Annotated in this window: 19 protein-coding genes and 4 pseudogenes; 13 read left to right on the top strand and 10 right to left on the bottom strand. The window is 63.1% G+C overall.

Annotated elements, in window-relative coordinates; all coding sequences use genetic code 11:
- Positions 1–17: 17 nt before the first annotated feature.
- Positions 18–1,007 carry a transcriptional regulator FtrA gene (gene ftrA, locus J8I34_RS25275; protein WP_209807247.1) on the bottom strand — a complete coding sequence of 330 codons (990 nt, stop codon included), beginning with the start codon at positions 1,005–1,007 and terminating at the stop codon, positions 18–20.
- A 259-nt stretch (positions 1,008–1,266) separates the two neighbouring features.
- On the opposite strand from ftrA, the gene J8I34_RS25280 reads away from it, so the two are divergent.
- Entirely contained in the window at positions 1,267–1,614 is a 348-nt protein-coding gene (locus J8I34_RS25280; protein WP_084402577.1) for a DUF3088 domain-containing protein, read from the top strand.
- A 263-nt stretch (positions 1,615–1,877) separates the two neighbouring features.
- Here the strand turns inward: J8I34_RS25280 and J8I34_RS25285 are convergent, their stop codons facing one another.
- On the bottom strand, positions 1,878–4,211 hold the full coding sequence (locus tag J8I34_RS25285) for a molybdopterin guanine dinucleotide-containing S/N-oxide reductase (RefSeq protein ID WP_209807262.1): 2,334 nt from the start codon (positions 4,209–4,211) through the stop codon (positions 1,878–1,880).
- A 207-nt stretch (positions 4,212–4,418) separates the two neighbouring features.
- On the opposite strand from J8I34_RS25285, the gene metC reads away from it, so the two are divergent.
- From metC to J8I34_RS25325, 8 genes and pseudogenes are all read left to right on the top strand, one after another.
- Complete coding sequence (gene metC / locus J8I34_RS25290; protein WP_209807248.1) at positions 4,419–5,648, top strand: cystathionine beta-lyase; 1,230 nt, start codon at positions 4,419–4,421, stop codon at positions 5,646–5,648.
- Between the two features lie 68 nt (positions 5,649–5,716).
- The gene (locus J8I34_RS25295) at positions 5,717–6,652 is read left to right on the top strand and encodes a 4-hydroxy-tetrahydrodipicolinate synthase family protein (protein ID WP_209807249.1); all 936 of its coding nucleotides are present in this window, start codon (positions 5,717–5,719) and stop codon (positions 6,650–6,652) included.
- A gap of 19 nt (positions 6,653–6,671) precedes the next feature.
- Positions 6,672–7,451, top strand: a complete 780-nt coding sequence (locus J8I34_RS25300; RefSeq protein WP_209807250.1) for an SDR family NAD(P)-dependent oxidoreductase — start codon at positions 6,672–6,674, stop codon at positions 7,449–7,451.
- A gap of 105 nt (positions 7,452–7,556) precedes the next feature.
- Positions 7,557–8,588, top strand: coding sequence for a tripartite tricarboxylate transporter substrate binding protein (locus J8I34_RS25305; RefSeq protein ID WP_245176121.1), 1,032 nt, complete (start codon positions 7,557–7,559; stop codon positions 8,586–8,588).
- A 23-nt stretch (positions 8,589–8,611) separates the two neighbouring features.
- On the top strand, positions 8,612–9,916 hold the full coding sequence (locus J8I34_RS25310) for a D-amino acid dehydrogenase (protein WP_209807251.1): 1,305 nt from the start codon (positions 8,612–8,614) through the stop codon (positions 9,914–9,916).
- A 207-nt stretch (positions 9,917–10,123) separates the two neighbouring features.
- Positions 10,124–11,185: a porin gene (locus J8I34_RS25315; protein WP_209807252.1), complete on the top strand. Its 1,062-nt coding sequence runs from the start codon at positions 10,124–10,126 to the stop codon at positions 11,183–11,185.
- Between the two features lie 75 nt (positions 11,186–11,260).
- A pseudogene (locus J8I34_RS25320) lies at positions 11,261–11,866 on the top strand (NAD(P)(+) transhydrogenase (Re/Si-specific) subunit beta); the annotation flags it as partial.
- Positions 11,860–12,117, top strand: a pseudogene (locus J8I34_RS25325) (MBL fold metallo-hydrolase); the annotation flags it as partial. The pseudogenes J8I34_RS25320 and J8I34_RS25325, both read left to right, overlap by 7 nt.
- Positions 12,118–12,549: 432 nt before the next feature.
- Here J8I34_RS25325 and J8I34_RS25330 read toward each other — a convergent pair.
- The 5 genes from J8I34_RS25330 to J8I34_RS25350 all read right to left on the bottom strand — a co-directional run bounded on the left by J8I34_RS25330 (position 12,550) and on the right by J8I34_RS25350 (position 17,648).
- Positions 12,550–13,926, bottom strand: a complete 1,377-nt coding sequence (locus J8I34_RS25330) for an MFS transporter (RefSeq protein ID WP_029049418.1) — start codon at positions 13,924–13,926, stop codon at positions 12,550–12,552.
- Between the two features lie 306 nt (positions 13,927–14,232).
- Positions 14,233–14,859: a pyridoxamine 5'-phosphate oxidase family protein gene (locus tag J8I34_RS25335; RefSeq protein ID WP_209807264.1), complete on the bottom strand. Its 627-nt coding sequence runs from the start codon at positions 14,857–14,859 to the stop codon at positions 14,233–14,235.
- 37 nt (positions 14,860–14,896) lie between these two features.
- Positions 14,897–16,240, bottom strand: coding sequence for an adenylosuccinate synthetase (locus J8I34_RS25340; RefSeq protein ID WP_209807254.1), 1,344 nt, complete (start codon positions 16,238–16,240; stop codon positions 14,897–14,899).
- On the bottom strand, positions 16,237–16,707 hold the full coding sequence (locus tag J8I34_RS25345) for a RidA family protein (protein ID WP_029049421.1): 471 nt from the start codon (positions 16,705–16,707) through the stop codon (positions 16,237–16,239). The genes J8I34_RS25340 and J8I34_RS25345 overlap by 4 nt, the downstream gene beginning before the upstream one ends.
- A gap of 155 nt (positions 16,708–16,862) precedes the next feature.
- A complete protein-coding gene (locus J8I34_RS25350) occupies positions 16,863–17,648 on the bottom strand; it encodes an AraC family transcriptional regulator (RefSeq protein ID WP_029049422.1) in 786 nt (261 codons plus the stop codon).
- Between the two features lie 143 nt (positions 17,649–17,791).
- Between J8I34_RS25350 and J8I34_RS25355 the strand changes: the two genes are divergently transcribed.
- Complete coding sequence (locus J8I34_RS25355; protein WP_209807255.1) at positions 17,792–18,652, top strand: alpha/beta hydrolase; 861 nt, start codon at positions 17,792–17,794, stop codon at positions 18,650–18,652.
- Between the two features lie 191 nt (positions 18,653–18,843).
- Here the strand turns inward: J8I34_RS25355 and J8I34_RS35295 are convergent, their stop codons facing one another.
- Positions 18,844–19,791, bottom strand: coding sequence for a restriction endonuclease (locus J8I34_RS35295; RefSeq protein ID WP_209807256.1), 948 nt, complete (start codon positions 19,789–19,791; stop codon positions 18,844–18,846).
- A gap of 220 nt (positions 19,792–20,011) precedes the next feature.
- Here J8I34_RS35295 and J8I34_RS25365 point away from each other — a divergent pair, with 220 nt between their 5' ends.
- Entirely contained in the window at positions 20,012–20,590 is a 579-nt protein-coding gene (locus J8I34_RS25365; protein WP_209807257.1) for a DUF1294 domain-containing protein, read from the top strand.
- 203 nt (positions 20,591–20,793) lie between these two features.
- On the opposite strand, the pseudogene J8I34_RS25370 reads toward J8I34_RS25365, so the two are convergent.
- Together J8I34_RS25370 and J8I34_RS25375 are read right to left on the bottom strand one after the other, a co-directional pair.
- Positions 20,794–21,044 (bottom strand): annotated as a pseudogene (locus J8I34_RS25370) (transposase); the annotation flags it as partial.
- Positions 21,045–21,156: 112 nt separating this feature from the next.
- Complete coding sequence (locus tag J8I34_RS25375) at positions 21,157–22,056, bottom strand: LysR substrate-binding domain-containing protein (protein WP_209807258.1); 900 nt, start codon at positions 22,054–22,056, stop codon at positions 21,157–21,159.
- A 167-nt stretch (positions 22,057–22,223) separates the two neighbouring features.
- Here J8I34_RS25375 and J8I34_RS25380 point away from each other — a divergent pair, with 167 nt between their 5' ends.
- Positions 22,224–23,066, top strand: coding sequence for a class II aldolase/adducin family protein (locus J8I34_RS25380; protein ID WP_209777076.1), 843 nt, complete (start codon positions 22,224–22,226; stop codon positions 23,064–23,066).
- 124 nt (positions 23,067–23,190) lie between these two features.
- Positions 23,191–23,562: pseudogene (locus J8I34_RS25385) on the top strand (MFS transporter); the annotation flags it as partial.
- Positions 23,563–23,638 lie beyond the last annotated feature (76 nt).

Below are 23,638 nucleotides of genomic sequence, written 5' to 3' on the forward strand. Positions count from 1 at the left end.
TCCGCCATTGGCCGGAATCAATGCAGCTCAGATGTACTGAAACGTCGTCTGTAGTATCCGGGACTTGTTCCAAGCCGGATCCGGAAGTGATTGCGCAACGTGGCTGCGGCGCCGAACCCCACTTGCACCGCGATGTCATCCACGGACGAATCGGTCTCTTCGAGCAACACTCTCGCTCGGCTTAAACGTTCTATCAGCAACCACTCGCCAGGCGGCATACCCATCATACTGACAAAGTGCCGCTGGAAGGTGCGGGCACTCATTGCGGCTTGCCTTGCCATTCTGGCAATCGGCCAGTCTTCATCCAAGGTTGCGCGCACCGCGTCCACCAAGGGTGCCAACGAAGCGTTGCTGCGCTTCGAGACCGGCTCGGCAATGTACTGGGCTTGGCCACCTTCACGGTGTGGCGGCATCACAAGTCGGCGTGCGACCTGATTGGCCGCACGAGGGCCAAAATCCCGGCGGATCAGGTGCAGGCACAGATCGATTCCCGCTGCACTTCCCGCCGAAGTCAGGACATCGCCGGCATCGACGTAGAGCACATCTGCCTCCACCCGGATTTCCGGATATCGCTCCGCCAGTGTTGCCGCGTGACGCCAGTGCGTAGTCGCGCGCTTACCGTCGAGCAATCCCGATGCGGCCAGGACAAAGGCACCCGTGCAGATCGACATGATTCTCGCCCCCCGCTTGTTCGCCTTTCGCAAAGCGCGGCAGAGATCCGGCGGCACAACCGCTTCAATATCGCGCCAGCCCGGGATGATGATCGTCTTCGCCCTCGAAAGAAGTTCAAGGCCACCGTCAGCCTGCACTCGGATGCCACCCGGCCCGCGCAACGTCCCGGGCTCGGCCGAACACGTCGCGAAGCGATACCACGCGTCTCCCATTTCCGGTCTGGGCAAACCGAACACTTCAACGGCGCAGCCGTACTCAAAGAGGCTCAGGCCGTCGTAGACGACGACTGCGACAAGTCCCCCATTGGCGGCCGATTGCGATTCCTTCTTTGGCACGATGCAGATAGAAATAGGTATTGATGCCACCGCGCCGGATTTTGCACCATCTGCCAGGCGTCTCGCAAGCGTCGAAACGTGGCAGTTGGAGCGCGCAGGGGCTGCGGATCACTATACGGCACACTTTGGCATGATCTAGACGAAAATTGTCGTTCGTGCCACTAGTCGGTTCAACCCGCGGTCCCTATCCTTTGCTTGGTCGAAAGCGGCCCGACGCAGCAGAGTCCGCCAGAAACTTCAACTTACAGTGAGAGAGAAAGTGAAAGACAAGCTACTGATGCTTCGCCCCGGTTTTACTCAAGGGACGGAAGGCCCCTTCTATTGCGGCGATGCGGTTGCCATCGAAGGTCTGCTTAGCTTTTTTCCGCAGTTGCGCAGCCAGATTGACGTCGAATACATCGCCGCGCCGCGGCCTCGCAAAGCAATTGTCGACCTGATCGGTGAGGCAAACCAGTCCGCCCCTGTTCTGGTGCTCAGCGCTGGACGGGAGCCAGTCGACAACAGCGTAGAGATTCGCATGCACGGTCAAACGCGATTCGTCGACTCGCCCGACCATATCCGTCGATACCTCTCATCGCAATATGGCGTAGCGCACTCAACTTCCTGACCTCCGCCCGACTCTGACTCTCGTGCGCGGAGCAGGTGTAACAGGTTTCGCGCCCGGTCCAACCTATTGCCGCGACTGAAGTCGCACAACTGAGCGACCGATGCGCGCGGCGTGCTGCGCCCAAGCCGATGCAGCACAGGCGCACGTGTTCCGTGCTGCACAAAATATTGAGTAGGAAGCTGCTTGCGAGCTTTATCGGGGTGCCGATGACTTTTTTTGCTCGAAACTCCATGTGCGTGGAGAAATGGTCTTCGCCCCCCGCTTTAGCCGGCCAGCGGCGACACCTGCGGCGCGTCGAAGGCACGAACCTCCGGCGGTTCCCCGTTGGACCACGGCGCGATCTCGACCAGCGCGGAATGCGCGCTGGACCCCTGGGCCAGGCGAGAGGTGCCGCGGTCCATCGTCAGGACGTTGGGATTGCCGTGGCGTTCAAGCGAACTGTCGCTCGCATCGAACCAGGCACCGGTCGACATCACCACAACGCCGCGTATCAGTGCATCGTCCAGACGCGCGCCGGCCAGGCATGCCCCGCGCTCGTTGAACACGCGTACGAGTTCGTTTTGCACAATGCCGCGCTCCGCCGCGTCCAGCGGATGTATATGGATTGCCTGCCGGCCTCTGACCTTCATTGACACGGAGTGGCTACCCGCGTCCAACTGTGAGTGCAGCTTGTCAGCCGGCTGAGACGTGATGAGGTGCAAAGGCCAGCGCTGGGCTGCGGCATCTCCAAGCCATTCGGCAGGTGGTAGCCAGGACGGATGCGGAGGACAATCCTGATAGCCGAATTCGCCAATGCGCCGGGAGTAGAGCTCGATCTTTCCACTTGGTGTGCTCAGGGGACTGCCCTGCGGATCGGCACGGAAGTCCGAGAACAGCACGAACGGTGTGCCAGGCTCCGGCAAGCCGGTGTACCCCTCCTCCCAGAACTGTTCAAATGGCGGAGCTACGAAGCCTGCCCCGGCCCAGCGTTCCACCATGCTGTCGTAGATATGGCGAATCCACGCGAATTCGTCGCGGCCTTCAGTAAACGCGAACTCGCAGCCGGCGCGCAATGCCAGGTCTCGATAGATGTCGAAATCGTTGCGGCTGCTGTACTGGGGCGGCAGCGCCTGATGCATCGCCAGCACGTACCGGTCTCTTGAGGAGCCCCCGATGTCGTTGCGCTCCAGCGTCGTCGTGGCCGGCAGAACGATGTCCGCGCGCCGCGCCGTCGGCGTCCACCAGCTGTCATGCACCACGATCGTCTCCGGCACTTGCCAGGCCCGTGCCAGTCGGTTCAGGTCCTGGTGGTGGTGGAAGGGGTTGCCGCCGGCCCAATACACCATGCGTGTATCCGGATAGATACCTTCGCGGCCGTTGAAGTCGTAACGCTGCCCGGGGTGCAGAAGCATGTCCGAAATACGCGCGACGGGGATGGTGCTGCGCGCGGGATTGGCACCCGCGCCCATCTCCGGGGCCGCGACGTCGGGCCGGGGCGTTCCGGCGCCGTTGATGGAGCCATGCCCGAACGCAAAGCCGCCGCCCGGCAGGCCGATCTGCCCCAACATCGAGGCCAGCGCGATGCCGGCCCAGTACGGCTGTTCGCCATGATGGGCGCGCTGCAACGACCATGTGCAGTTCAACATCGTGCGCCGCCGGGCGGCTTCCGCGGCCAGTTCGATGATGGTCTCGGCCGGCACCGCGCAGATCGACTCCGCCCAGCGGGCGTCCTTTGTCAGGCCGTCGTTGCGGCCCAGCAGATATGCCGCGAACGCGTCGAAGCCCTCGCAATAGCGCGAAAGAAAATCCGCTGCGTGCAGGCCGCGCGTCAGTAGGGTGTGCGCCATGCCCAGCATCAGCGCGGTGTCAGTGTTGGGCCGGATGGGCACCCATCGGGCCTGCAGGCCGTCGGGTATGTCCGCGCGTGTCGGGCTGACGACAACAAACTTCACTTTCGAGCCCTTTGCGCGTTCGATCCACTCGTGCGAACTGTGCGCACCCGCGCCGCCGGAAGTGATCTGGGTGTTGCGTAGTGGCAGGCCGCCAAAGGCAATGAACAGCTCTGTGTGTTCAAGAACGCTGCGCCAGTCCGTCACTCTTCCCGTGACCGGTTTGTAGGTGCCAATCACATGGGGCAACAGGAACTGCGCGGCGCCCCAGCTGTAATTGCCCGCCTGCGTGGTACATCCCCCGCCTGCGAACAGAAAGCGGTGCGTCAGCGTGCGGGCATGATGCAGGCGCCCTGCGGAGGACCATCCGTAGGAACCGCCAAAAACGGAAGCATCGCCGTGTTCGCCGCGCACCCGCGCCAGCTCGCCGGCCACCAGATCCAGCGCGGTATCCCAGTCAACCTCCACGAACTCATCGTTACCCCGCTCGCTGCGCTCCGCGTTCTCGCGCTTGCGCAGCCAGCCGCGCCGAACCGCAGGCCGGCGGATCCGCAGTGGCGAATGGACCATGCCTGGCATGGATTGCAGGATCGGTGAAGGCGCGCTGTCGCAGAGAAACGGCTCGCATGCGACGAGCCTCCCGCCTTCTACGACCGCCGTATATGCACCCCAGTGCGAAAGCGTGGGAAAGCGGCTGCGGACATCGGCAGCAGCAAGCGTAGTTGTCATGTTGGTCTCCTCCACCGGAATACAGACGCTCGCTACGAGCGGCGCAAGCGCCCAATGTTGGGCGAGCCACGCGAGCATTTTTTTCTCTTTTGGACGGAATACGCCAATTAAATGAGATGAATTTGCTCAGGGCGCATCCCTAAGCTGGTCGACATTCCAGCGGCAATCACCAACATGGAAGCCGCACCGCTCAGCCACGGAGATCCGATGAAAGAAAGCACTCAGTTAGTTTGCGCTGGCCGCCACCCCGAGCGGTTCGGCGGGGTCGTCAACACGCCGATCTTCAGGGCATCGACCATCCTCGCCGGGTCGATGGCCGAATGGGAGGAAATGAAGCGCGCCCGCGCCGCGGAAGAGCCTGGCGCGACGACCTATGGCCGCTACGGCACGCCCACGACCCATGCGCTGGAAGAGGCCGTTGCCGCGCTGGAGGGTGGATACCGGTCGCTCGTGTTTCCGTCCGGCCTCGCGGCGATCAGTACCGCGTTGACGGCGCTGCTGTCGGCCGGCGACCACGTGTTGGTCACTGACAGCGCTTATTCTCCAACACGCGCTTTCATGGAGCGTGTCCTGACGCGCTTCGGCGTCGAAGTCGAGACCTACGATCCCGCTGGCGGCACACCGATCGAGACATTGCTGCGACCCAACACGCGTGTCGTGTACGTCGAATCGCCGGGGTCGGAAACCCTCGACATCCAAGACATCCCGGCCATCTCGGCAGCGGCGCGTCGACATGGCGCCGTCGTGGTCATGGACAACACGTGGGGAACGCCGCTCTACTTCAAGCCGTTCTCCCACGGCGTCGACGTTTCGATCCAGGCCGCCACCAAGTACATCGTCGGCCATTCCGATGCCATGCTTGGCGTGGTCACCTGCAATAGGGATACCTGGCCGCTGATCAAGCAGACCACTCAGGACATGGGTCAGACTGCCGGTCCGGACGACGTCTACCTGGCACTGCGCGGCCTGCGCACGATGGCGGTCCGGCTCCAGCGCCACTGGGAATCAGGACTGCGCGTTGCCCAATGGCTGGAGCGGCAGCCGCAAGTCGAGGCAGTGCTGCATCCCGCACTGCCGTCCCATCCGGGCCATGGGCTGTGGAAGCGCGACTTCACAGGCGCCTGCGGTCTCTTTTCCGTTGTGTTGCGCACGAATTCCAAAGGTTCACTCGCAGCCTTCATCGACGCGCTGGAGCACTTTGGCCTGGGGGTTTCCTGGGGCGGCTATGAAAGCCTCGCCATCCCCTTCACGCCGGGAAAGAACTGCACCGGCGCGCGCTGGCCGTATCAAGGGCAGGCCGTGCGCCTGCATGTGGGTCTCGAAGACCCGCAAGACCTCATCGACGATCTGCAGCGCGGCCTGATGGCGCTTTCCGCGCATGCTTCCACCCTGGAGGCATTGCAAGACGCCCAGGCCGACCAGGCTTGCCCGACCTGAACGACAACGCAGCCTAAGCCGGGTTCTCCCGGCAGTTCCCACTACACGAATCTACGACGGAGACAGACATGAGCAAGATGAAGATTGAAGGGTCCTTTGTTGCCCTGATTACCCCCTTTGCCAAGGATGGCAACCCGGACTTCGGTGCCTTTCGCGAACTGCTGGATTTCCAGGAACGCCACGGCACCTCTGCGGTGCTGATCATGGGGTCCACAGGCGAGGTCTCGATGCTCTCGCAAAAAGAGCGCGAGGCCATCATCGTGGAAACCGCGAAGATGAAGACCGGCAAGATGAAGCTGTTCTATGGCTGCACCGGCAACAACACCCAGACTACCAAGGACTATCTGCGCTTTGCCAGGGCCAACGGCGCGGATGGCGCCATCATCGCCGCGCCCGCCTACATCTGCGCGCCGGAGGCCGACATCGAAAGCTACTTCCTGGAAGTGGCCGACGAGACCGACCTGCCCCTCGGCATCTACAACAACCCGCCGCGCGTGAAGACCGACCTGCATTGGGACAGTCTGCTGCGCATCTTCAAGCATCCCAACTATGTTGTCCACAAGGAGTCGACGACGCGCGTGGGACAGGTAGCGCAAGTGCTGCGCGGCGCGCCGGATGTCTCCGTGATGTGTTGCGACTCGCCCAACCTTGGCCTGGTCGTGCCAACGATGAGCCTGGGCGGCCATGGCACCGCGAACATGACCGGCAATATCGCCCCCGCGGAGCTGACGCAGATCTCCCGTCCGTGGACATCCCCCGACACCGCGGCCAGCTTCCACAAGGCCTACCTGCAGAATCTGCAGTTGCTGCATTACGCCTACTCGGCCATCAACCCCGTGGCGATCAAATCGCTGATGAAGGCGGTGGGCCTGCCTTCGGGCGAACTGCGCAAGCCGCTCACCGGCCTGGAAGGCGAGCCCCTGCTGCGCGGCCTGCGCGTCATCAAGGAGCTCGAACTCGACCGGAAGTACGGCTGGTCGTCGCCGATGCTAAAGGCCGTTTGAACCGAACCGGGAGCGATCAATGGATCTCGGCATTGCAGGGCGCCATGCACTCGTCTTCGGCGGGAGCAAGGGCATGGGGCGCGCTTGCGCGCACCAACTGGCGGCGGAAGGCGTGAAGGTATTCATCGCCGCCCGCACGGAGCGCACGCTGGCCGCGGCGGCCGCGGAAATCGGCGCCGCGACGGGCGGTGATGTCCGCTACGTGGTAGCGGACATCACCACGGACGAGGGGCGCGCCGCCGCGCTGGCGGCATGTCCTGCCCCCGACATCCTGGTCAACAACGCGGATGGTGCCCCGCCCGGCGATTTTCGCCAGTGGACACCGGCGGACTGGCATGCCGCGATCGATGCCATGATGCTCGGGCCGATCGACATGATCCGGTGCACGGTTGACGGCATGATCGAACGGCGCTTCGGCCGCATCGTCAATATCGTTTCGCGCAGCGTGAAGACGCCGCAGCTGGAGCTGGGCCTGTCCAATGGCGCGCGCTCTGGCCTCGTCGGCTTCGTCGCAGGGCTTGCGCGCCAGACGGTTCGCCACAACGTCACGATCAACAACCTGCTCCCGGGCGTGTTCGCGACCGATGCCCAGCGCCACCACATCGAAGGCATGCTGGAATCGACTGGCAAGAGCTTCGAGCAACTCTGGAAAGAACGCGGCGCCAACAACCCGGCCGGTCGCTATGGCCGGCCGGAAGAGCTCGGCGCACTCTGCGCCTTTATCTGCTCCGGGCAGGCGAGCTATATCTGCGGTCAGAACATCCTGATTGACGGCGCGGCTTACCCGGGCACCTTCTGAGCCACCGGGTTCACCGAAGCCATTCCAACGCAGCGTCTCGCGCCCCACGTCATCGCGCGCGATGGCGCTGCCTTTCCTTGTCCAGCAAGTTACGTTGATCCGGCCATGCAACCACGCCCCCTCACCCAGATCCGTTCCCGCCACATTCCCGTCGTACGCATGGGCCTCTTCCTCCTGTCCGTCCTGAAGTCCGCGGGCGTCGCAAAAGCGGATTCCACGCCTGACAGCGCCTACCCAGTTCGTACGATCACCATCGTCGTGCCGCACGCGCCTGGCGGCTCGGTGGACGGCCTTGCGCGCGTGTTCGCGATGAAGCTCGGCCAGGAGCTGAAGCAGACGGTCGTTGTCGACAACCGGCCGGGTGCATCGGGCCTTGTCGGGGCCGGCATCGTCGCCCGCGCGGCGCCAGACGGCTACACCCTCTATATCAACGCATCGATCCACAACATCAATCCGATGCTCTATCGGAAGACCATCAAGTTCGATGCGGTCAGGGACTTCACCGCCGTCAGCATGCTCGCGCAAGGCGCGCTGATCTTTAGCGTGAATCCGCAGGTACCGGCGAACTCGCCGCAGGCACTGGCGCGCGCCGTGAAAGCCAACCCCAAGCAGTACAACTTCGCAACAAGCGGCAATGGCTCAGCCGGCCACCTGGCCCTGTCCCAGTTCATGTATGACAGCGGCATTGCAGACCTGCAGGTGCCCATCGCCCTGTACAAGGGCGGCGGTCCGGCGCTGACCGACCTCATGAGCGGCCAGGCCCAGGGGATGATGGATCCCATGCTCTCGTCGCTGCCCGGGGTCAAGGCCGGCAAGCTGCGCGCGATCGCGGTGACCGGGCGAGCGCGCAGCCCGTTGCTGCCGGATGTCCCGACCATGCAGGAAGCGGGATTCAAGAACTTCGAGTTCTATTCCTGGTATGGCCTGTGGGCGCCGGCCAGGCTGCCCGATGGGATCAGGAAGAAGCTCGACAGCGCCTCGGCCAGGATCATGTCGTCGCCGGACATCAAGGATCGCCTGAACGGACTGGGATTCGAGAGTGCCTACAAGGATGGCGGCGAATTCGAGAAATATATCGACAGCGAAACCAGGCGCTATCGCGCGATCATCGATCGCGCGCATATCACGGCCGACTGAATCTTTGGAACGGGGCAGCAGACATGCGCGTACTAGTGCTTGGCGCCGGCGTCGCCGGCATATCCGCCGCCTACCACCTGTGGCGCGACGGCCACGAGGTGACAGTGCTGGAGCGGCAAGCGGGCCCGGGACTGGGGTCCAGCTTCGGCAACGCCGGGGGCCTTTGCCCCGGTTTTGCCGGACCGTGGGCGTCGCCGGGGATGCCGCGCAAGGTGCTGCGCATGGCCCTGCAAAGGCAGGCGCCGGTGCGCTTTTCGATGATGCCGGATGCGGAGCGCCTGCGCTGGCTCGCAAAGTGGCTCAAGGAATGCAATGCGGAGCGCTTTGGCATCAACAAGGCTCGCATGCAGCGCATGGCGCACTACAGCATGCGCTGCATGCAGGCCTTGCGTGACGAGGTGCCGGAACTCGCCTTCGGCTTTCACCGCGACGGTACGCTGCAACTGCTCGAGACCGAACAGGAAGTGGAACTGGCACAGTTGGCCACGCGCACACTCAGCCAGTTCCAGGTGCCATGGCGGATGATGAGTCGCGACGAAGCCGTGGCGATCGAACCATCGCTGCGGACGTCTGCCGTCGCATGGCAAGGCGCACTGCATCTGCCAGACGATGCATCGGGCGACAGCGCAAAGTTCTGCGCGGGCCTTGCCGGATATCTTTCCAGTCGCGGCGTCTCGTTTCAGTATGGCGTTTCGGCAACCCGCCTCGTCCATTCGCACGGCCGCCTTCGCAGTGTCGAGATCACGCATGACGGGCAGATGGACCAACGGCAGGCCGATGCTTGCGTGGTGGCGCTCGGCTGCCAGGCGCCCGCGCTCCTTGCCACCGCAGGCCTGCGGATCCCGGTTTATCCCCTCAAGGGCTATTCAATCACGATTCCCATCGCCGACCCCAAGGCTGCACCGCGCATGGCGATCATGGACGAGCACCACAAGATCATGCTTACCCGCCTTGGCGACAAATTGCGCGTCGCGGGAATGGCCGAGTTCGTCGGATACGACCTGACGGTGCGCCGGGTCTGCACGGAACTGCTCTCCACGCTGACGCGGCGGCTCTTTCCACGCGGGCTCGACTATGCCGCGGCCACGTCGTGGGCCGGCCTTCGTCCGATGACGCCGGACGGGCCGCCCATCCTCGGCGCGACACCGCTACAGGGCCTCTACCTGAATGCTGGCCATGGCTCCAATGGCTGGACTCAGGCGTGCGGCACCGGCCGGCTTGTTGCCGACGCGGTCTCCGGCAGGCAGCCGGAGATCGACATGGATGGACTTACCGTCGAGCGATTCGGTATGCACCGCGCCGGGCGTCCGCCGGCTCGCGTGGCCTGAACCAATCGCTTGCACGGGCGCCGCTGCCGGCGGCCCCGTTCGCGCCGAGTGCCATCGGCGCAGATGCCAGCAGCCGCGTTACACACACGGCCGCCCGCTGAACCGCCATAGCCGCATCACCAGCTATCGCCGCATCGCCCATGCCGGGGCAGTGGCTTGCGCAGCCCTGCAGAGGCAGCAACTCGAACATACATACGGAGGAGAACGATGAAAACATCAGGAAAGTACGCCGTTGCGGCGTCAGTGTGGTGCCTGCTTGCCGCGACGGCACAGGCGCAGGCACAGTCAAGCGTCACGCTATACGGCGTCATGGATGCTGGCTTGGAGTATGTCAGCCATGCGGGCGCGGATGGCTCGGGGTCCGTATACCGCGTCACCTCCGGAAACACCGCGGCATCGCGATGGGGCCTGCGGGGCAAGGAGGCGCTGGGTTCGGATATGAGCGCCATCTTTGTGCTGGAGAGTGGCTTCCTGACGGACACCGGCATGGCAGGATTTGGCGGCCGCCTGTTCGGCCGGCGGGCGTTCGTCGGCATCGCGGGGCCTTGGGGCCAGGTCACACTCGGGCGCCAGAACAATATCCTGTTCGATTTTTTCATTCCCTTTGACACAAACCGCTATGCGCCGTATTCCGTGCTTGCCCACGATGCGCAGTTCGCGGGTCGGGCCGACAATGCCATCAAGTACACGGGCAACTTCGGCGAACTTACGATCAGCGCGCTATACAGCGCCGGCTACGACTCGACCATCGCCAGCGGCGGCGAAGTCCCCGGCGCGCCGCGCGTCGGCCAGGAAATCGGCACCGGCGCTTCGTACACCATCGGCAAATTCGGATTGGCGATTGCCTATGACCAACGGCGCGGCACGTCCACGGTCACGGCGGGCAACATTGAACGCCGCTACGCGGCAGGATTTCTCTACACCAGCGGCCCCTTCACGGCCGAGGCCGGGTACCGGCTCCTGCAGGACGGGCTGGGCTCGCCCGCCAGCCGCTCCCATCTCTACTGGCTGGGCGGTGCCTACGCGGTAAAACCGGCACTGACGCTGCGCGCCGGCATCTACCGGACGGATAAGCGTGCTTCTGCTGACGACGCTATCAGCTACGTGTTGCAGGCGGCGTACACCCTGTCGAAGCGCACGGAGCTTTATGTCAATGCGTCCTACATGGACAACGCGGGCCGCTCGACGCTGGGCGTGGCGAGTGCGACCAAGGTCGCGCCAGGCGTCGGACAGACCGGCTTGGCGGCGGGCATGAAGCACATCTTCTAGTACCGCGCGCAGGGCGTTGCGGGTATCCCCATCCGCTCGCTACCGAACACCGATTCTTCAGCTAAAGAGACAATGATGTACATAGGTATCCCTCGCGAGACGCGGGCCGGCGAGACTCGCGTCGCCGCCACTCCTGAGACCGTCAGGAAGTACGTCGCACAAGGCCACAAGGTCGTGGTGCAGGCCGGCGCCGGCGTTCGCGCCAGCCAGCCCGACGGCGCGTATGAAGCGGTCAGCGCCACCATCGGCACCGCTGCCGAAGCGCTGGGAGCCCAGCTGGTGCTCAAGGTGCGCGCGCCGGACGACGCGGAACTGGCACAGATGAAGCCGGGGGCCGTGGTCGCGCGGGCCCAGCATGCGCTCAAGGAGCTGACCGAAGCGCTCTCGGGCAAGGGCGTGACCGTGAAATACGCGATCCACCCGGTGGCGGGCCGCATGCCGGGCCACATGAACGTGCTGCTGGCCGAGGCCGAGGTGCCGTACGACCAGGTCTTCGAGATGGAAGACATCAACAGCGAGTTCGGCCAGGCCGACGTGGTGCTGGTGCTGGGTGCCAACGACGTGGTCAACCCGGCGGCCAAGACCGATCCCAAGTCGCCGATCGCGGGCATGCCGATCCTGGAGGCGTACAAGGCCAAGACCATCATCGTCAACAAGCGCTCCATGGCCGCCGGCTGTGCCACGACTATCTGCCTGGCGGCAGGGAGCTCAGCTACGTGACCACGGTAGCTCACCAACGCGCGAACAATATCCATGTGCGCGATGGCATCGGCGAGGAGGAATTCGTCGTGATGCGCCAGGAGCGTGACGCCGCGCTCCCGATGCCCGCCCTGATCCTGCCGTCCGTGCAGGTCAACATGCGGGCGGGAGAGCTACCCTCTCCTGAGACGAACGGTAAGCGATATCTTAAAATCCCCGTCAACGCACTCTGATGCGACGAACTGTTCACGAGCGCGATAACGACTGCGAACGAAGGCGATGAAGCTACCAATCTAAAGGGACTCCTTCGCCTACCGGCGTCAGGCATCGACGAACGCTGCAGCCTTGCTAATCCGCGATACGCCTCGATTCGGACGACGCTGTCCTACCTATCTCGCAAGGCAGTCAATCTCACTCTGAATCGCCATCCGCCGGTCCAACGTCCAGTTCATCGACTCTTGCTTATCCAGTGTAATTTTGTCATGGCGCCATACCTCCGCATCGCCGTCCGAGCACTCGACGTCGGCCGCCATCCTTGTGAGCGACTTGCCGTGAGACGACGGCGATGGGTTGCTGGCGGAGCTTTGGCCGCTATCTTCCGGAATTGGGGCGGTAGGCGGCCATGATTCCTCGGGCTGCGGTTCGTTTGTGCGTAGTGGCGCCGGTTAATGGGCCGAGATCGTCTCAAGCGATTCGCCGCGCGTCTCGATGCCGAAGCAATAGACGATGATCGCCGCGGCCAGGAAGCAGGCGGCGCCCAACGCGAACACGCCGGCCTGTCCTGCTAGCGGAAGCACCACACCGACCAGCGTCGGGCCGATTAGCGATCCGAAGCGGCCGACCGTGGACGCCATGCCGCAGCCCGTGGCGCGAGCGCGCGTCGGATATAGCTCCGGTGTATAGGTATAGAGCACGGCCCACATGCCGAACATGAAGAACTGCATCAGGCCGCCGGCGAGGAAGAGCGCCATCGGTTCCGGGCTCATGCCAGCGACGCGGCCGTAGACGAAGGCCATCACGGCGCCGCCGACCAGCGTGATCACGCATGCCGGCTTGCGGCCCCAATGCTCCACCGCCCAGGCCGCGCACAGAAAGCCCGGGATGCCGCCGATCGAGATATAGACGGTATAGAGGACCGACTTGGTCACGCCCATGCCGGTCTGTTGCAACAGCGCGCCGATCCAGGTATTGAGGCCGTAGAAGCCGAGCAAGGCAAAGAACCACAATCCCCACACCGTTAGCGTGCGGTTGCGGTACTCGGGCGACCACAGCACCTTGACGCCGAACACTTCTGCATCCGCGCTGACGACTTTGGGCTCTGCTTCAGGCAACGAAGACAGCTTCATGCGGCGCATCACGGTGGCCTCGATCCGCGCAACAAGTGCCGAGGCCTCTTCGTGGCGGCCTTTCGATTCGAGCCAACGCGGAGATTCTGGGACATAGCGCCGCACCACGAACAGGAACAGCGCCGGCACCGCGCCGAGCAGGAACATGGTGCGCCAGCTGTACGCCGATAGCACGTAGTACGACATCAATCCCGCGCAGATAAAGGCAATCGGCCAGTTACCATCCATCAGCGCCAGATACTTCCCACGCTGACGCGCGGGGATGAACTCGGACAGCAGCGTCTGCGCCAGGGGCAGTTCCATGCCCATACCCACGCCGAGCAGCAGGCGATAGATACCGAGCGTGACCGGGTCATTCGCAGTTGAACACAGGAAGCTGCCCACGCCCCAGACAATCATGCTGACCTGGAACACCGGCTTGCGGCCGAAGCGGTCGGCGAGCATGCCCGAGCTGAGCGCGCCGATGGCCATGCCGACAAAGCTCGCACTGCCCAGCATGCCGGCCTGTGCGCTGGTGAGGCCGAACTCCGTGCGGATCGATCCGAGCAAGTACGTCATCATGGCCAGGTCTAAGTTGTCGAAAAAGAATGCCATCGCAATCACCATGAATAAGAAGCGGTGATAGCCGCATACGGGCAGCCGCTCCAGCCGGTCGCCGACGCGGACCCGCATCAGTTCCATCGGGGTCAGTTTCATCTTGTCTCCTGTCTTGTATGGGCCGGCATCCGAGCGTGCCGGCGCGCGCAACATCGCCATGCGGCATGTCTTGCGCTACTGTCGCGCGTCGGCCCTTGCGCTGCCCTCGCGCGGATGACAAGCACTGTCGCCGGGGCGCCAACCAGCGTGGTGCGGCAAATGCGCCAACGGCGCATACGCGTACCCGCCCGACAGCGGCGGCTACCAGCAACGGCAAACGAGAAAAATGGAGTGAGAAGCCGAGACGAAGATGGCACGCGAGCGGTCGCGTGCCGTTGGCCCGTTGGCAGGGCCGCGCGGAGAGGATCAGCGATTGGCGAAGCGACGCGGGTCGAAGGCGTCTTCTGGCAGCGATGACAACGCCGCGCCGGCGGGGAAGGCATAGCGCAGATAAGGGGCGCGCGGCTGGCCTGGCGGCGAGTATTGCCCATCGGCGAGGATGCGTTTCTTCGCTGACAAGGAGCGGATCTCGCAACGGTAAGCCACGATCTGGTTGGCTGCGCCGTCCTCGATGGGAGTGTAGTCCTTCTCCGGCCTGAACTTGTCGAGCGCGACGTACTGGTGCGCACGTATCTCCTCGGTTTGGTCGCGCACCGTTGCCATGCAGCGGGCGATGACGCTGTAGTACTCGAGGCTGGTGTTCTGGCCCTTAGGAGCCTTCAGCAAAGCCACTGGGCGGTCGATCTCAATGGTGACGTGCGGGTCGGCGCGGATTGCCGCGGCGAGCTTGCCAAAGCGCGAGCTGTGGATCAGGAAGGCGTCGCCGGTAAAAGTAAAGCTCTGTGCCGTGACGTAGGGATAGGGCGTGTCATGGACGCCAACGCGGCAAATCAGCTCGTCGCGCAGGAACGCCTCGATCGCGGGCCAGTCGGTCCACGCCAGGTCGGTCCGGCGCATTTCGGGATCCAGGTAGTCTGGTGTTTTATCTCTCATATCTGTCATGTCTGCCTCAGGATGGAAGGATTTGTGCTCACGCCAGCAGCCGCATCTGCTCGCGAGCCGGGCCCAGGCCGACGCCGCGCAGGCGGCAACCCAGCGTGTCGGCCAGCCAGCGCAGCAGCGCGTCCAGCTGTGGTGGAAGCGGATCGGCCGAATGGTTCGGAAGTGCATCGACGGCAAAAGCAGGGAATCGCCGCGTAGCGCCTTCCGGGCCTTCGTCGTCAACGACCACGATGGCGGGATCACGCGTCTGCGCGAACAGCGCCAGCGCATCACACTTGTTGAGGAAAAGCTCGTCCACGCCGTGCTGCTGTACGGTGCGACGCAACTGCCCGATGTCGAGCAGTCCTATGCGCCGAGGCCGGCCAGTGCCCGTGCCATATTCGCCAGTCAGCATCCGGATGGCCATGCCGATGTGGAACGGCTCGCCGCCGGCCAGGAGCGCCATGGGGTCATGTGTCGATGCCTCCTGCTCGCGACCGAGGCCATTGTGCGCGGCGTCAGCGCAATACTTGGCAGACCGCTGCGCACCCAGTTCGGACGGGAAGCGCCCCGCGCCCACGCGAGAGACGATTGCCTTGGCGACGCCGATGGTCTTTCGGTGGTAGCGACATGGCAAGTCGCCGCCGACATAGGCATACGCCGGCACGGTATGGCTGGCGGTTACCCACGGCTGCTCGCCGTGCGTCATGTCCAGCATGACCGACTGTGCGCCTTCGAACAGCACGCGCGCGCCCTGTGCCACGCGTCGTGCAAGGTAGCCGGGATCCGATATGACGTAGTCGCTGACCAGCGCCCAAGCCGCGCGCATGGCCTCCAATGCGGCGGCATCCAACGGATCGCCACCGCGCGCAGCAGCCACTGCCATCTGCCGGATTACGGCCCCGCTGTCCTGTATCAGGTCCCGCAACTGGAACGATGTGCGTTCGATGCCGCGGGCCCGTAGCGCATGGTCGGCGTAGCAAGGGCCGATGCCATTGCCGGTGGTGCCGATCGATGCACCGTGCGCACGATCACGCGCAACGTGCAGTGGCTGGACCACCAAACAACGGTCGCTGATCGCCAGACGGCCTTGCAACTGGATGCCAAGTGCCGCGAGCATCGCGATTTCCTCTGCCAACTGCGCCAGGCCGATCGCGCAGCCGGAACCGATATACAGGGACACGGCAGGATGCAACACCGCGGAGGGCACTTGCCGCAGGCGTACCGCGCCCTGCGGCGTCGCGATGGTATGACCGGCGTTCGCGCCGCCATTGAAGCGCGCCACGATGTCATAGTCGCCGGCAATATGGTCAACCACCCGCGCCTTGCCTTCATCGCCGTACTGCAGGCCGACCAGCACGTCGGCGTATCCGCTTCGGCTTGCCATGATCATGCGTCGGTGTCGATGGCAAAGCTTGCCTCGATCTCAACGGGCGCGCCAAAGGGGAGGCTTGCCACGCCGATGGCAATGCGCGCATGCCGGCCTTGATCCGCAAATATGAAGTTAATGAGTTCCGACGCGGCATTGATCACGGCTGGTGCGTCGTGAAAGCCGGCTGAAGTCGAGACAAAGCCGCCAAGGCGCAGTACCGACCGAACGCGGTCGAGTTCGCCGTCGGTAGCGGCCGCCACCCAGCCCAGCACGTTGGCCAGGCAGAGGCGTGCGGCGTCGCGCGCGCTGTCAAGGGGCACTTCGGCAGGCACACTGCCGGCATACACGGGCTTGCCATCCCGCAGCGGCAATTGTCCTGATACTGTCAGGACGCCACGATGCAGGGTGTAGGGAACGAACAGAGCGTTGGGCAAGACTGGCGAGGGCAGCACGATTCCTGCCTCGGCGAGGCGATCGATGACAGACATGGAGGTTCCTTGTGAGCAATGGCGAAGGCGCCGCCGTACATGTGTTGCACGGCAGATTCGCCACCTTCACTGTGCTCCCCCTCCTACCCGCTGTCCTCCGCGGGGATGACAGGCGCTATCGCGCAGACGCCAGATCTGGGATGCCCGGGCCTGCGTTATCGGAGTGCCGTATCGCGAAAGTATTCCGTTGGTGTCATGCCCAATGCGCGCCGGAACATTGCGGTGAATGCGCTGGGGCTTTCGTAACCTAGCTGCAGCGCAATGTCGATCACCGGACGGCCTTCAGCCAGCAGGCGTACCGCCGCCATCAGGCGCGCCTGCTGCTTCCAGCGGCTGAAGGTCATGCCAGTCTGTTCCGGGAACAGCCGGATGATGGTGCGTTCGCTTGCGCCGACTGACTGGCTCCACGCTTCGACCGAGGTCTCGTCGGAAGGATCGGCGACGATGCGCGCGCAGATCCTGGCTAAACGCGCATCCTGTGGCATGGGCAAGTGCAGCGGCACAACCGACAGCGGGCGCATCTCCTGCAGCAGCAGTCTTGCCACCAGACCGTCGCGTCCGGCTTCATCGTAATCGACAGGCATGCGCACCATTTCGGAGATGATTTCGCGCAGGAGGGGCGGCACCGCCACCACGCAGCACGTGGTCAGCTCGCCCGGAACGGCGTCCTGCCGGACGTAGACCGTGCGCATTTCGACGTTGCCGCACGTCTGCATGGCGTGTCGCATGTCACATGGCACCCAGACGGCGCGCTGGGGCGGTACCACCCAGGAACCCATTTCAGTGTCGACGAGGATCGCGCCGCTGTAGGCGTAGATGAGCTGCGCTCGCGGGTGCGAGTGGTAATCGATATAGAAGCGGTCAGGCAGCGTGCGCGCCATGCCGCCTACCGGCCGTTCGATGTGCTGGTAGTCGTCGCGGTTTTCACTTTTTCCGAACATGGCGTCTCCGAGACATCAAGTGTCATCTGCCGGTGCGCATGGCAAGGCACCGAACAGTATCGTGGGATCTGACGTGAGCACGCGTCGCCATTTCACAAAGGAGCCGGTGTGCGTACCGGCCCGACAGTTCGGAGCCAAATGTAATGTCAGTGTATCGAAACTTCAATCAGGAGTGCCTGGACAAGCAGTACAACGTCAGGGGCGGCATCCCCGGCTACCAGGCCATCTTCGACCGGTGGGCCAGGGACAGTCGCGGGTTTCGAGCCAGCCATCCGGTCAGGGAAGACCTGGCATATGGCGACGACCCCAAGCAATCACTGGACTTCTTTCCCGCAGCCACCCCCAGGCGCCCCTTGCTGGTTTTTATCCACGGAGGATACTGGCAATCCCTCGACAAATCGGACTTCAGCTACGTGGCTGCGCCGTATCTGCGGCGCGACATCAACGTAGCGGTGGTCAATTACCGGCTCGCGCCCGACGTGCCCATGGCGGCGATCGTGCGTGACAATCAGGAGGCGCTGGCCTGGCTATACCGGCAGGCAGAGGCATTGGGCTTTGACGGGGACCGCATCTTTGTCTCGGGACACTCCGCCGGCGGGCATCTCACCGCCACCATGGCTGGTACGCACTGGGAACAGTTCGGCGTGCCCGCCGACCTGGTCAAGGGAGGGTGCGCTATCAGCGGCTTGTATGACCTGGAACCGATCCGGCTGTGCTATCTCAACAAGGTCGTCCGCCTGACGCCGGCGGACGTGGCGGCGTACAGCCCGGTCTATCACCTCCCGACCGCCAGGCTGCCGATGATCCTTACCGTCGGGGGAGATGAATCGGACGAGTACCACCGATTGCAGGCGCAATACGCCGCGCTGCTGCGCGAGCAAGGCATCGAAGCCGAAGTGGTAGTGCAGGCACGAGGTCACCACTTCGATGCGGTGGACTATCTGGGAGACGCAGAAGGAGAGCTTGCCGGGGCGGTATTGAAGATGATTGCCGCCGCATCCTAGGCGGCGGCAAGTGCCTCGGGGCGGCCCCTTCGGTTAGCGCAACGATCGGAACGTCGACCGCACCGCGCACTAAACAACGCACGCTCTAACCCGAACAGCGAAAGGTTCAACTACCAGCCTGGTTGTAAAAGACCGGGTTGGGATAGGCCAGGCCAGTTAAGCCTTTGTGGCCGGCAAGCCCGCGTGGGTGCTTAGGTGTTGCGTGAAAGCTTGACCCTGCAAGCGGGGTAATTTTGACAACCCCAGAATGCGCCGGTTGGCCCTTTGCGCTCGACCATCTTAACTCCGCATGCTGCGCATGTCGGCGTTCGGTAGTCCCCCCGAAAGGCCTGTGCCAGCAACGTCCTCTGCCTGTGCGGATCGAGTGCGAGAATTCGCTCGATAACCCCCGCACCATCGAGCAACTGAATGCCGGCCCGCTCTGCCGACTCCGTTACCGGTCGGCCGACATAGCCAGACAACGACCAGAAGACGCCCCTACGCACCTTGTGTTCATGCATGACACCGGCAAGTGCGCGAACCTGCTCCACTTTCACCGGCTTGCTCCATGCTTTGCATTGCACCACAGCTACAGGAACATCCAGGCCCGCCTTGTACAAGGTTGCATCGATGCCACCATCGGGGCCGTGGGGGACGGTCTTGACCACGAACCCCATCGCCTCGTAATACCCGACACACAGCAACTCAAATCGCTTCCACTCCAGCAATTTGAGGGCATCTAGCGTCCAGCTATTGATTTCTGGCTTCTCGGACGTTGGTACTGTCTGCGCTGGCGCGCCGCCGGCCTCCTTTGAATCGGCAGGCGTGCCGGAATACCTGGAGGGTGGCAGGGGCGACAACGTGGGGCGGCTCGCGCGGAAGCGCCGGGTCCTGATTGGGGCATCCTGCTGCCCTGCCCCTGCCCTACTTCGCGCACGGAGGTATGACAACACCCCCAGAAATCCAAACAGGGCGGTTGGAACCCAGGCTAAGGACTGGCTCAATACGGAAATGCCCCTCAACACCGGACTCGACGCGAATATCGCTGGCAAGACCCCACGAAACACGATGTAGGCGCCCACGGCCAGTGCGAGGGATACCCACCATGGCGCATCCATCAATACCTTGCTAAGCGACGGCTCCTTTCTCCTGCGACCCATGTCTCTACCTGTTGTTGTTCTTCACGTCATTGCCGCGGCATTCCGCTCACGACAAATCTACCCGATTTAATATACAAGGCGGGTTGCATCAGACCAACACCCCACTGACTACGGGTGGCAGAGCAGTCGGCGTTCGGCTGCTGGCGAGTCCAGTAACCCGCAATGACCTGGCCTCGCCTAATCCCTTAAACTCGGACCTCCAGCATTACAGACGAGAACCATGAAAAAAGCAGGTCGGGTCAAGACATGGCATGCAGACAAGGGCTTCGGGTTTATCGACGTCCATGCGGACACGAAAGATGTCTTTTTCCACGTCACGGCGCTACAAACACGCACCGTCACGCCCAAGCCTGGCGATCGCGTGAGCTTCGAATTCGGTAAAGGGAAGGACGGCCGGGTTCAGGCGCTGAACGTCGCCATAGTCGGCGCACCGAAGTCCCGGTCCAACGCAAGCCTCTTGCCAATACTTGCCGGTCTGCTGGCCTTGGGGCTCATCGTCGGCGGCGCCTTTGCTGGTTACTTCCCTCGACAGGCCGGCATTGTCAGCTTCCTGGCCAGCATCATCACGTTCTTCGCCTATGCCGACGACAAGACGCGAGCCAGTCGAAACGCCTGGCGCACGCCTGAGGCCACCCTGCATCTGCTTGCGCTCTGCGGCGGTTGGCCAGGCGCGCTTTCCGCCCAGCACCGTCTTCGACACAAGAATAGGAAGCGGGAGTTTCAAGTCGCCTTCTGGGGTGTCGTCGCCTTGAACATTGGCGCAATGGTTCTTTGGCAAACCGTCCTTGCGGCTCGATGAAGCGGCGCCTGACGGCTGCGGCACCGAACGAGCCAGATCGGGCGTTATGTTCAAATCTGGCTGCGTTCAACGCATGCGCTTTGGGCGATCAAGACAGAGTCAATCATGGCCTGCGACCAAGATACGCCCCTTGCCTCTGGCTAACACTTCCCCTTACCGAGTCTGTAGGGGATTTTCACCCCCCAAGTAGGTGCGCCCTGTCTTCACCGATTTCCGGGGAAGGCCGCCCGGATCTTCAGGAAGAAGTAGTGGTCATCACGGAAGCCATAGGCCATCCGTTTGATGACCTTGATCCGGTTGCGATGCCGCTGGCCATTGCGCGCTCGTACCACCCTTGCCAGAAGCGTCGGGCATAGCCGGGATGCCGGTATGTCCAAAGCGTCTTGAGATCGTCCTTGAGCACGTAGACGGTCATCAGCGCTTGGTTGGCAGCCAGTAATTCATAAAGCCGGATCTGATCGGCCTCACGAGCTCCACTTTTGGCCCGTCGTCCAGATAGCGTTTCATGGCACCCTAGGTTCTCGATGGCCTCAAGGTGATTCAAGGAAATGAGCACGAGAAAAGCGCTACGCACGATCTTGCACGTCAAGCTGTTCCAGCAGCCACTGAACGAATGCGGTGACCTTGTGCAAATGCGCTTCGTTCTGCCGGTAAGAAAGGAAATGGGTCTCACGCGCAATGTGCGCGAACTCCTCCTCGCCCAGTGCAACCAGGTCGCCCTTTGACAGCTCCCGCTCTGCCAGCCGGATGCTCTCCAAAGCGATGCCCATGCCATCGACCGCTGCAGAGATGGCAAGCGCCCCCCGGTCGAATGACGCCCGCGGTCGCGTCGGGCAGACCATGCCGTTAGCACCGAACCAATCTGCCCAGGTCACCCGGCTCAGTTGCGAATCAATCAGCGGAAGCTTTTCCATCTGCGTGCGCAAGGGCTCGTTTGCATCGATCAGCGAAGGCGAACATAGCGGCAGGATGCGCTCCATTCCCAAGGGACGAACGATCAGGCCCGCGCGGGAATGCGCCGAACCGTACGTAATGGCAACGTCCACTTCGCGGGCGCGCGTCAGGTCGATTGCTTCGGCCCCCGACGACAGCCGGATCGTGGTGTCGCCATGCGTCTGCATGAACTGCGGCAACCGAGGGCCGAGCCATTTCACGGCAAAACTGGGCGCGCAGTAGACCGCAAGCACTTGCGATTGAGGCGCGAGCGCGACCTCATTGCAAGCGGCCTCGATCACATCGAAAACACGCGACAGGCTTTCCTGCAGGCGCTTGCCTTCCGGTGTCAGCTCAACGCGGCGCGTGCGCCGGTCAAAAAGCCTGCGTCCGAAGTACTCCTCCAACTCCTTGACCTGGTGGCTGATCGCCGATTGCGTCAGGTGAAGCTCCTTGGCGGCGAGTGTGAAGCTCTCCAGGCGCGCCGCTGCCTCGAACGCGCGAAGCAGCACAAAGTTTGGAACACGTCTCATGGCAGAGCTTTTATACATGAATGAGGTTCATGCTTTCATGAACACCCATCGTTTGTCAACCAACTCTCCGGCAACGACTATTAAGGCGTACCGCAGGCCTTCCGCACATGAAAAGCGCGTCCTGCGAACACCAACCAGTCCCTACACATTTCTCCCGAGGAGTCGACATGGCAGCAGTAATCGAGCGCGCCCCGCAGGTCTTCAACGACAAGGAGCGCACCTCCATCTACCAACCAGAACAGATGGGATTGATCTATCCGTCGGTTCCGAAATTCGCCACGCCCGCCGAAGAGCGGCAGCATCGCAAGGAGCGCCTGGTCGCGGCCTGTCGTGCCTTTGCGCTGGAAGGTTTCGACTACGGCTTCGCCGGCCACCTGACGGTGCGCGACCCGGAGCATCCGGAGTTGTACTGGACCAACCCGATGGCGGTTCACTTTGCACAGGTGAATATCTCGAACCTCATCTGCGCCGACCACGAGGGCCGTGTGGTCGAAGGCGACTACGCCGTCAATCGCGCCGGCTTCGTGCTGCATGCAGCGGTGCACGAGATGCACCAGGACATCGTTGCCATGTGCCACGCGCACACCGAGTACGGCACCGCGTTTGCCTCGCTGGGCAAGGGACTGGACCCGATCACGCAGGATGCAGCGGCCTTCTATGAGGATCACGTGGTGATCGGCGACGAGGCCGGCAAGGTTGCCGTCGAAGTCAAAGGCGGCCACAAGGTGGCCAACGCCTTCAAGGGCGTCAAGGCGGCCATTCACCAGAATCACGGCCTGCTTACGGCGAGCCGCCACAGCATTGAAGCGGCGGCCTTCTGGTTCATCGCCCTTGAACGTTGCTGCAAGCAGCAACTGATGATCGAGGCGACGGGCATTACGCCCCGCCTGGTAACGCCCGAACGCGCCCGCTACAGCCGCGAGCACGTCGGTAGCGACTACATCGGCTGGCTGCATTTCCAGCCGATCTGGGACCACCTGCGCGTGACCCAGCCAGACATGTTCGATTAAGCACCAGCATCGCACGCCGAGGCCGCACTGACGTGGCCTCGGCAACAGGCCCCAACCCACCGTGGCGCAATGCCAGGGCCGGCCTGCCTCCAGATCGATAAAGACAGCCCCAAGGAGACACCCCATGCAAACCACAACGAGCGTGGCGACGCCTTATGTCGCCACCGAATCGGCTACCTATGCAAAGGTCATGTGGCGGTTATTGCCGTTCCTGTTCCTCTGCTATATGTGCGCGTACCTCGACCGCATCAATGTCGGCTACGCCAAGCTGCAGATGATGCAGGACCTTGGCCTGAGCGATGCGATTTATGGGCTTGGGGCGGGCATCTTTTTTGTCGGCTACCTTCTGTTCGAAGTGCCCAGCAACCTGATCCTCCTGCGCGTGGGCGCGCGACGCTGGATCGCACGCATCATGGTGACCTGGGGCCTGATCTCCGCGGCCATGATGTTCGTGAAGAGCCCGACAAGCTTCTACATCATGCGTTTCCTGCTAGGCCGAACTTTGAGCTGGCGGCGCGCATAATGCTTTGATTTCTCACGGTTATGTGCGCGCGAGCGAGTCGATTACTGGG

Source organism: Cupriavidus phytohabitans (assembly GCF_017815025.1).
GTDB lineage: Bacteria > Pseudomonadota > Gammaproteobacteria > Burkholderiales > Burkholderiaceae > Cupriavidus.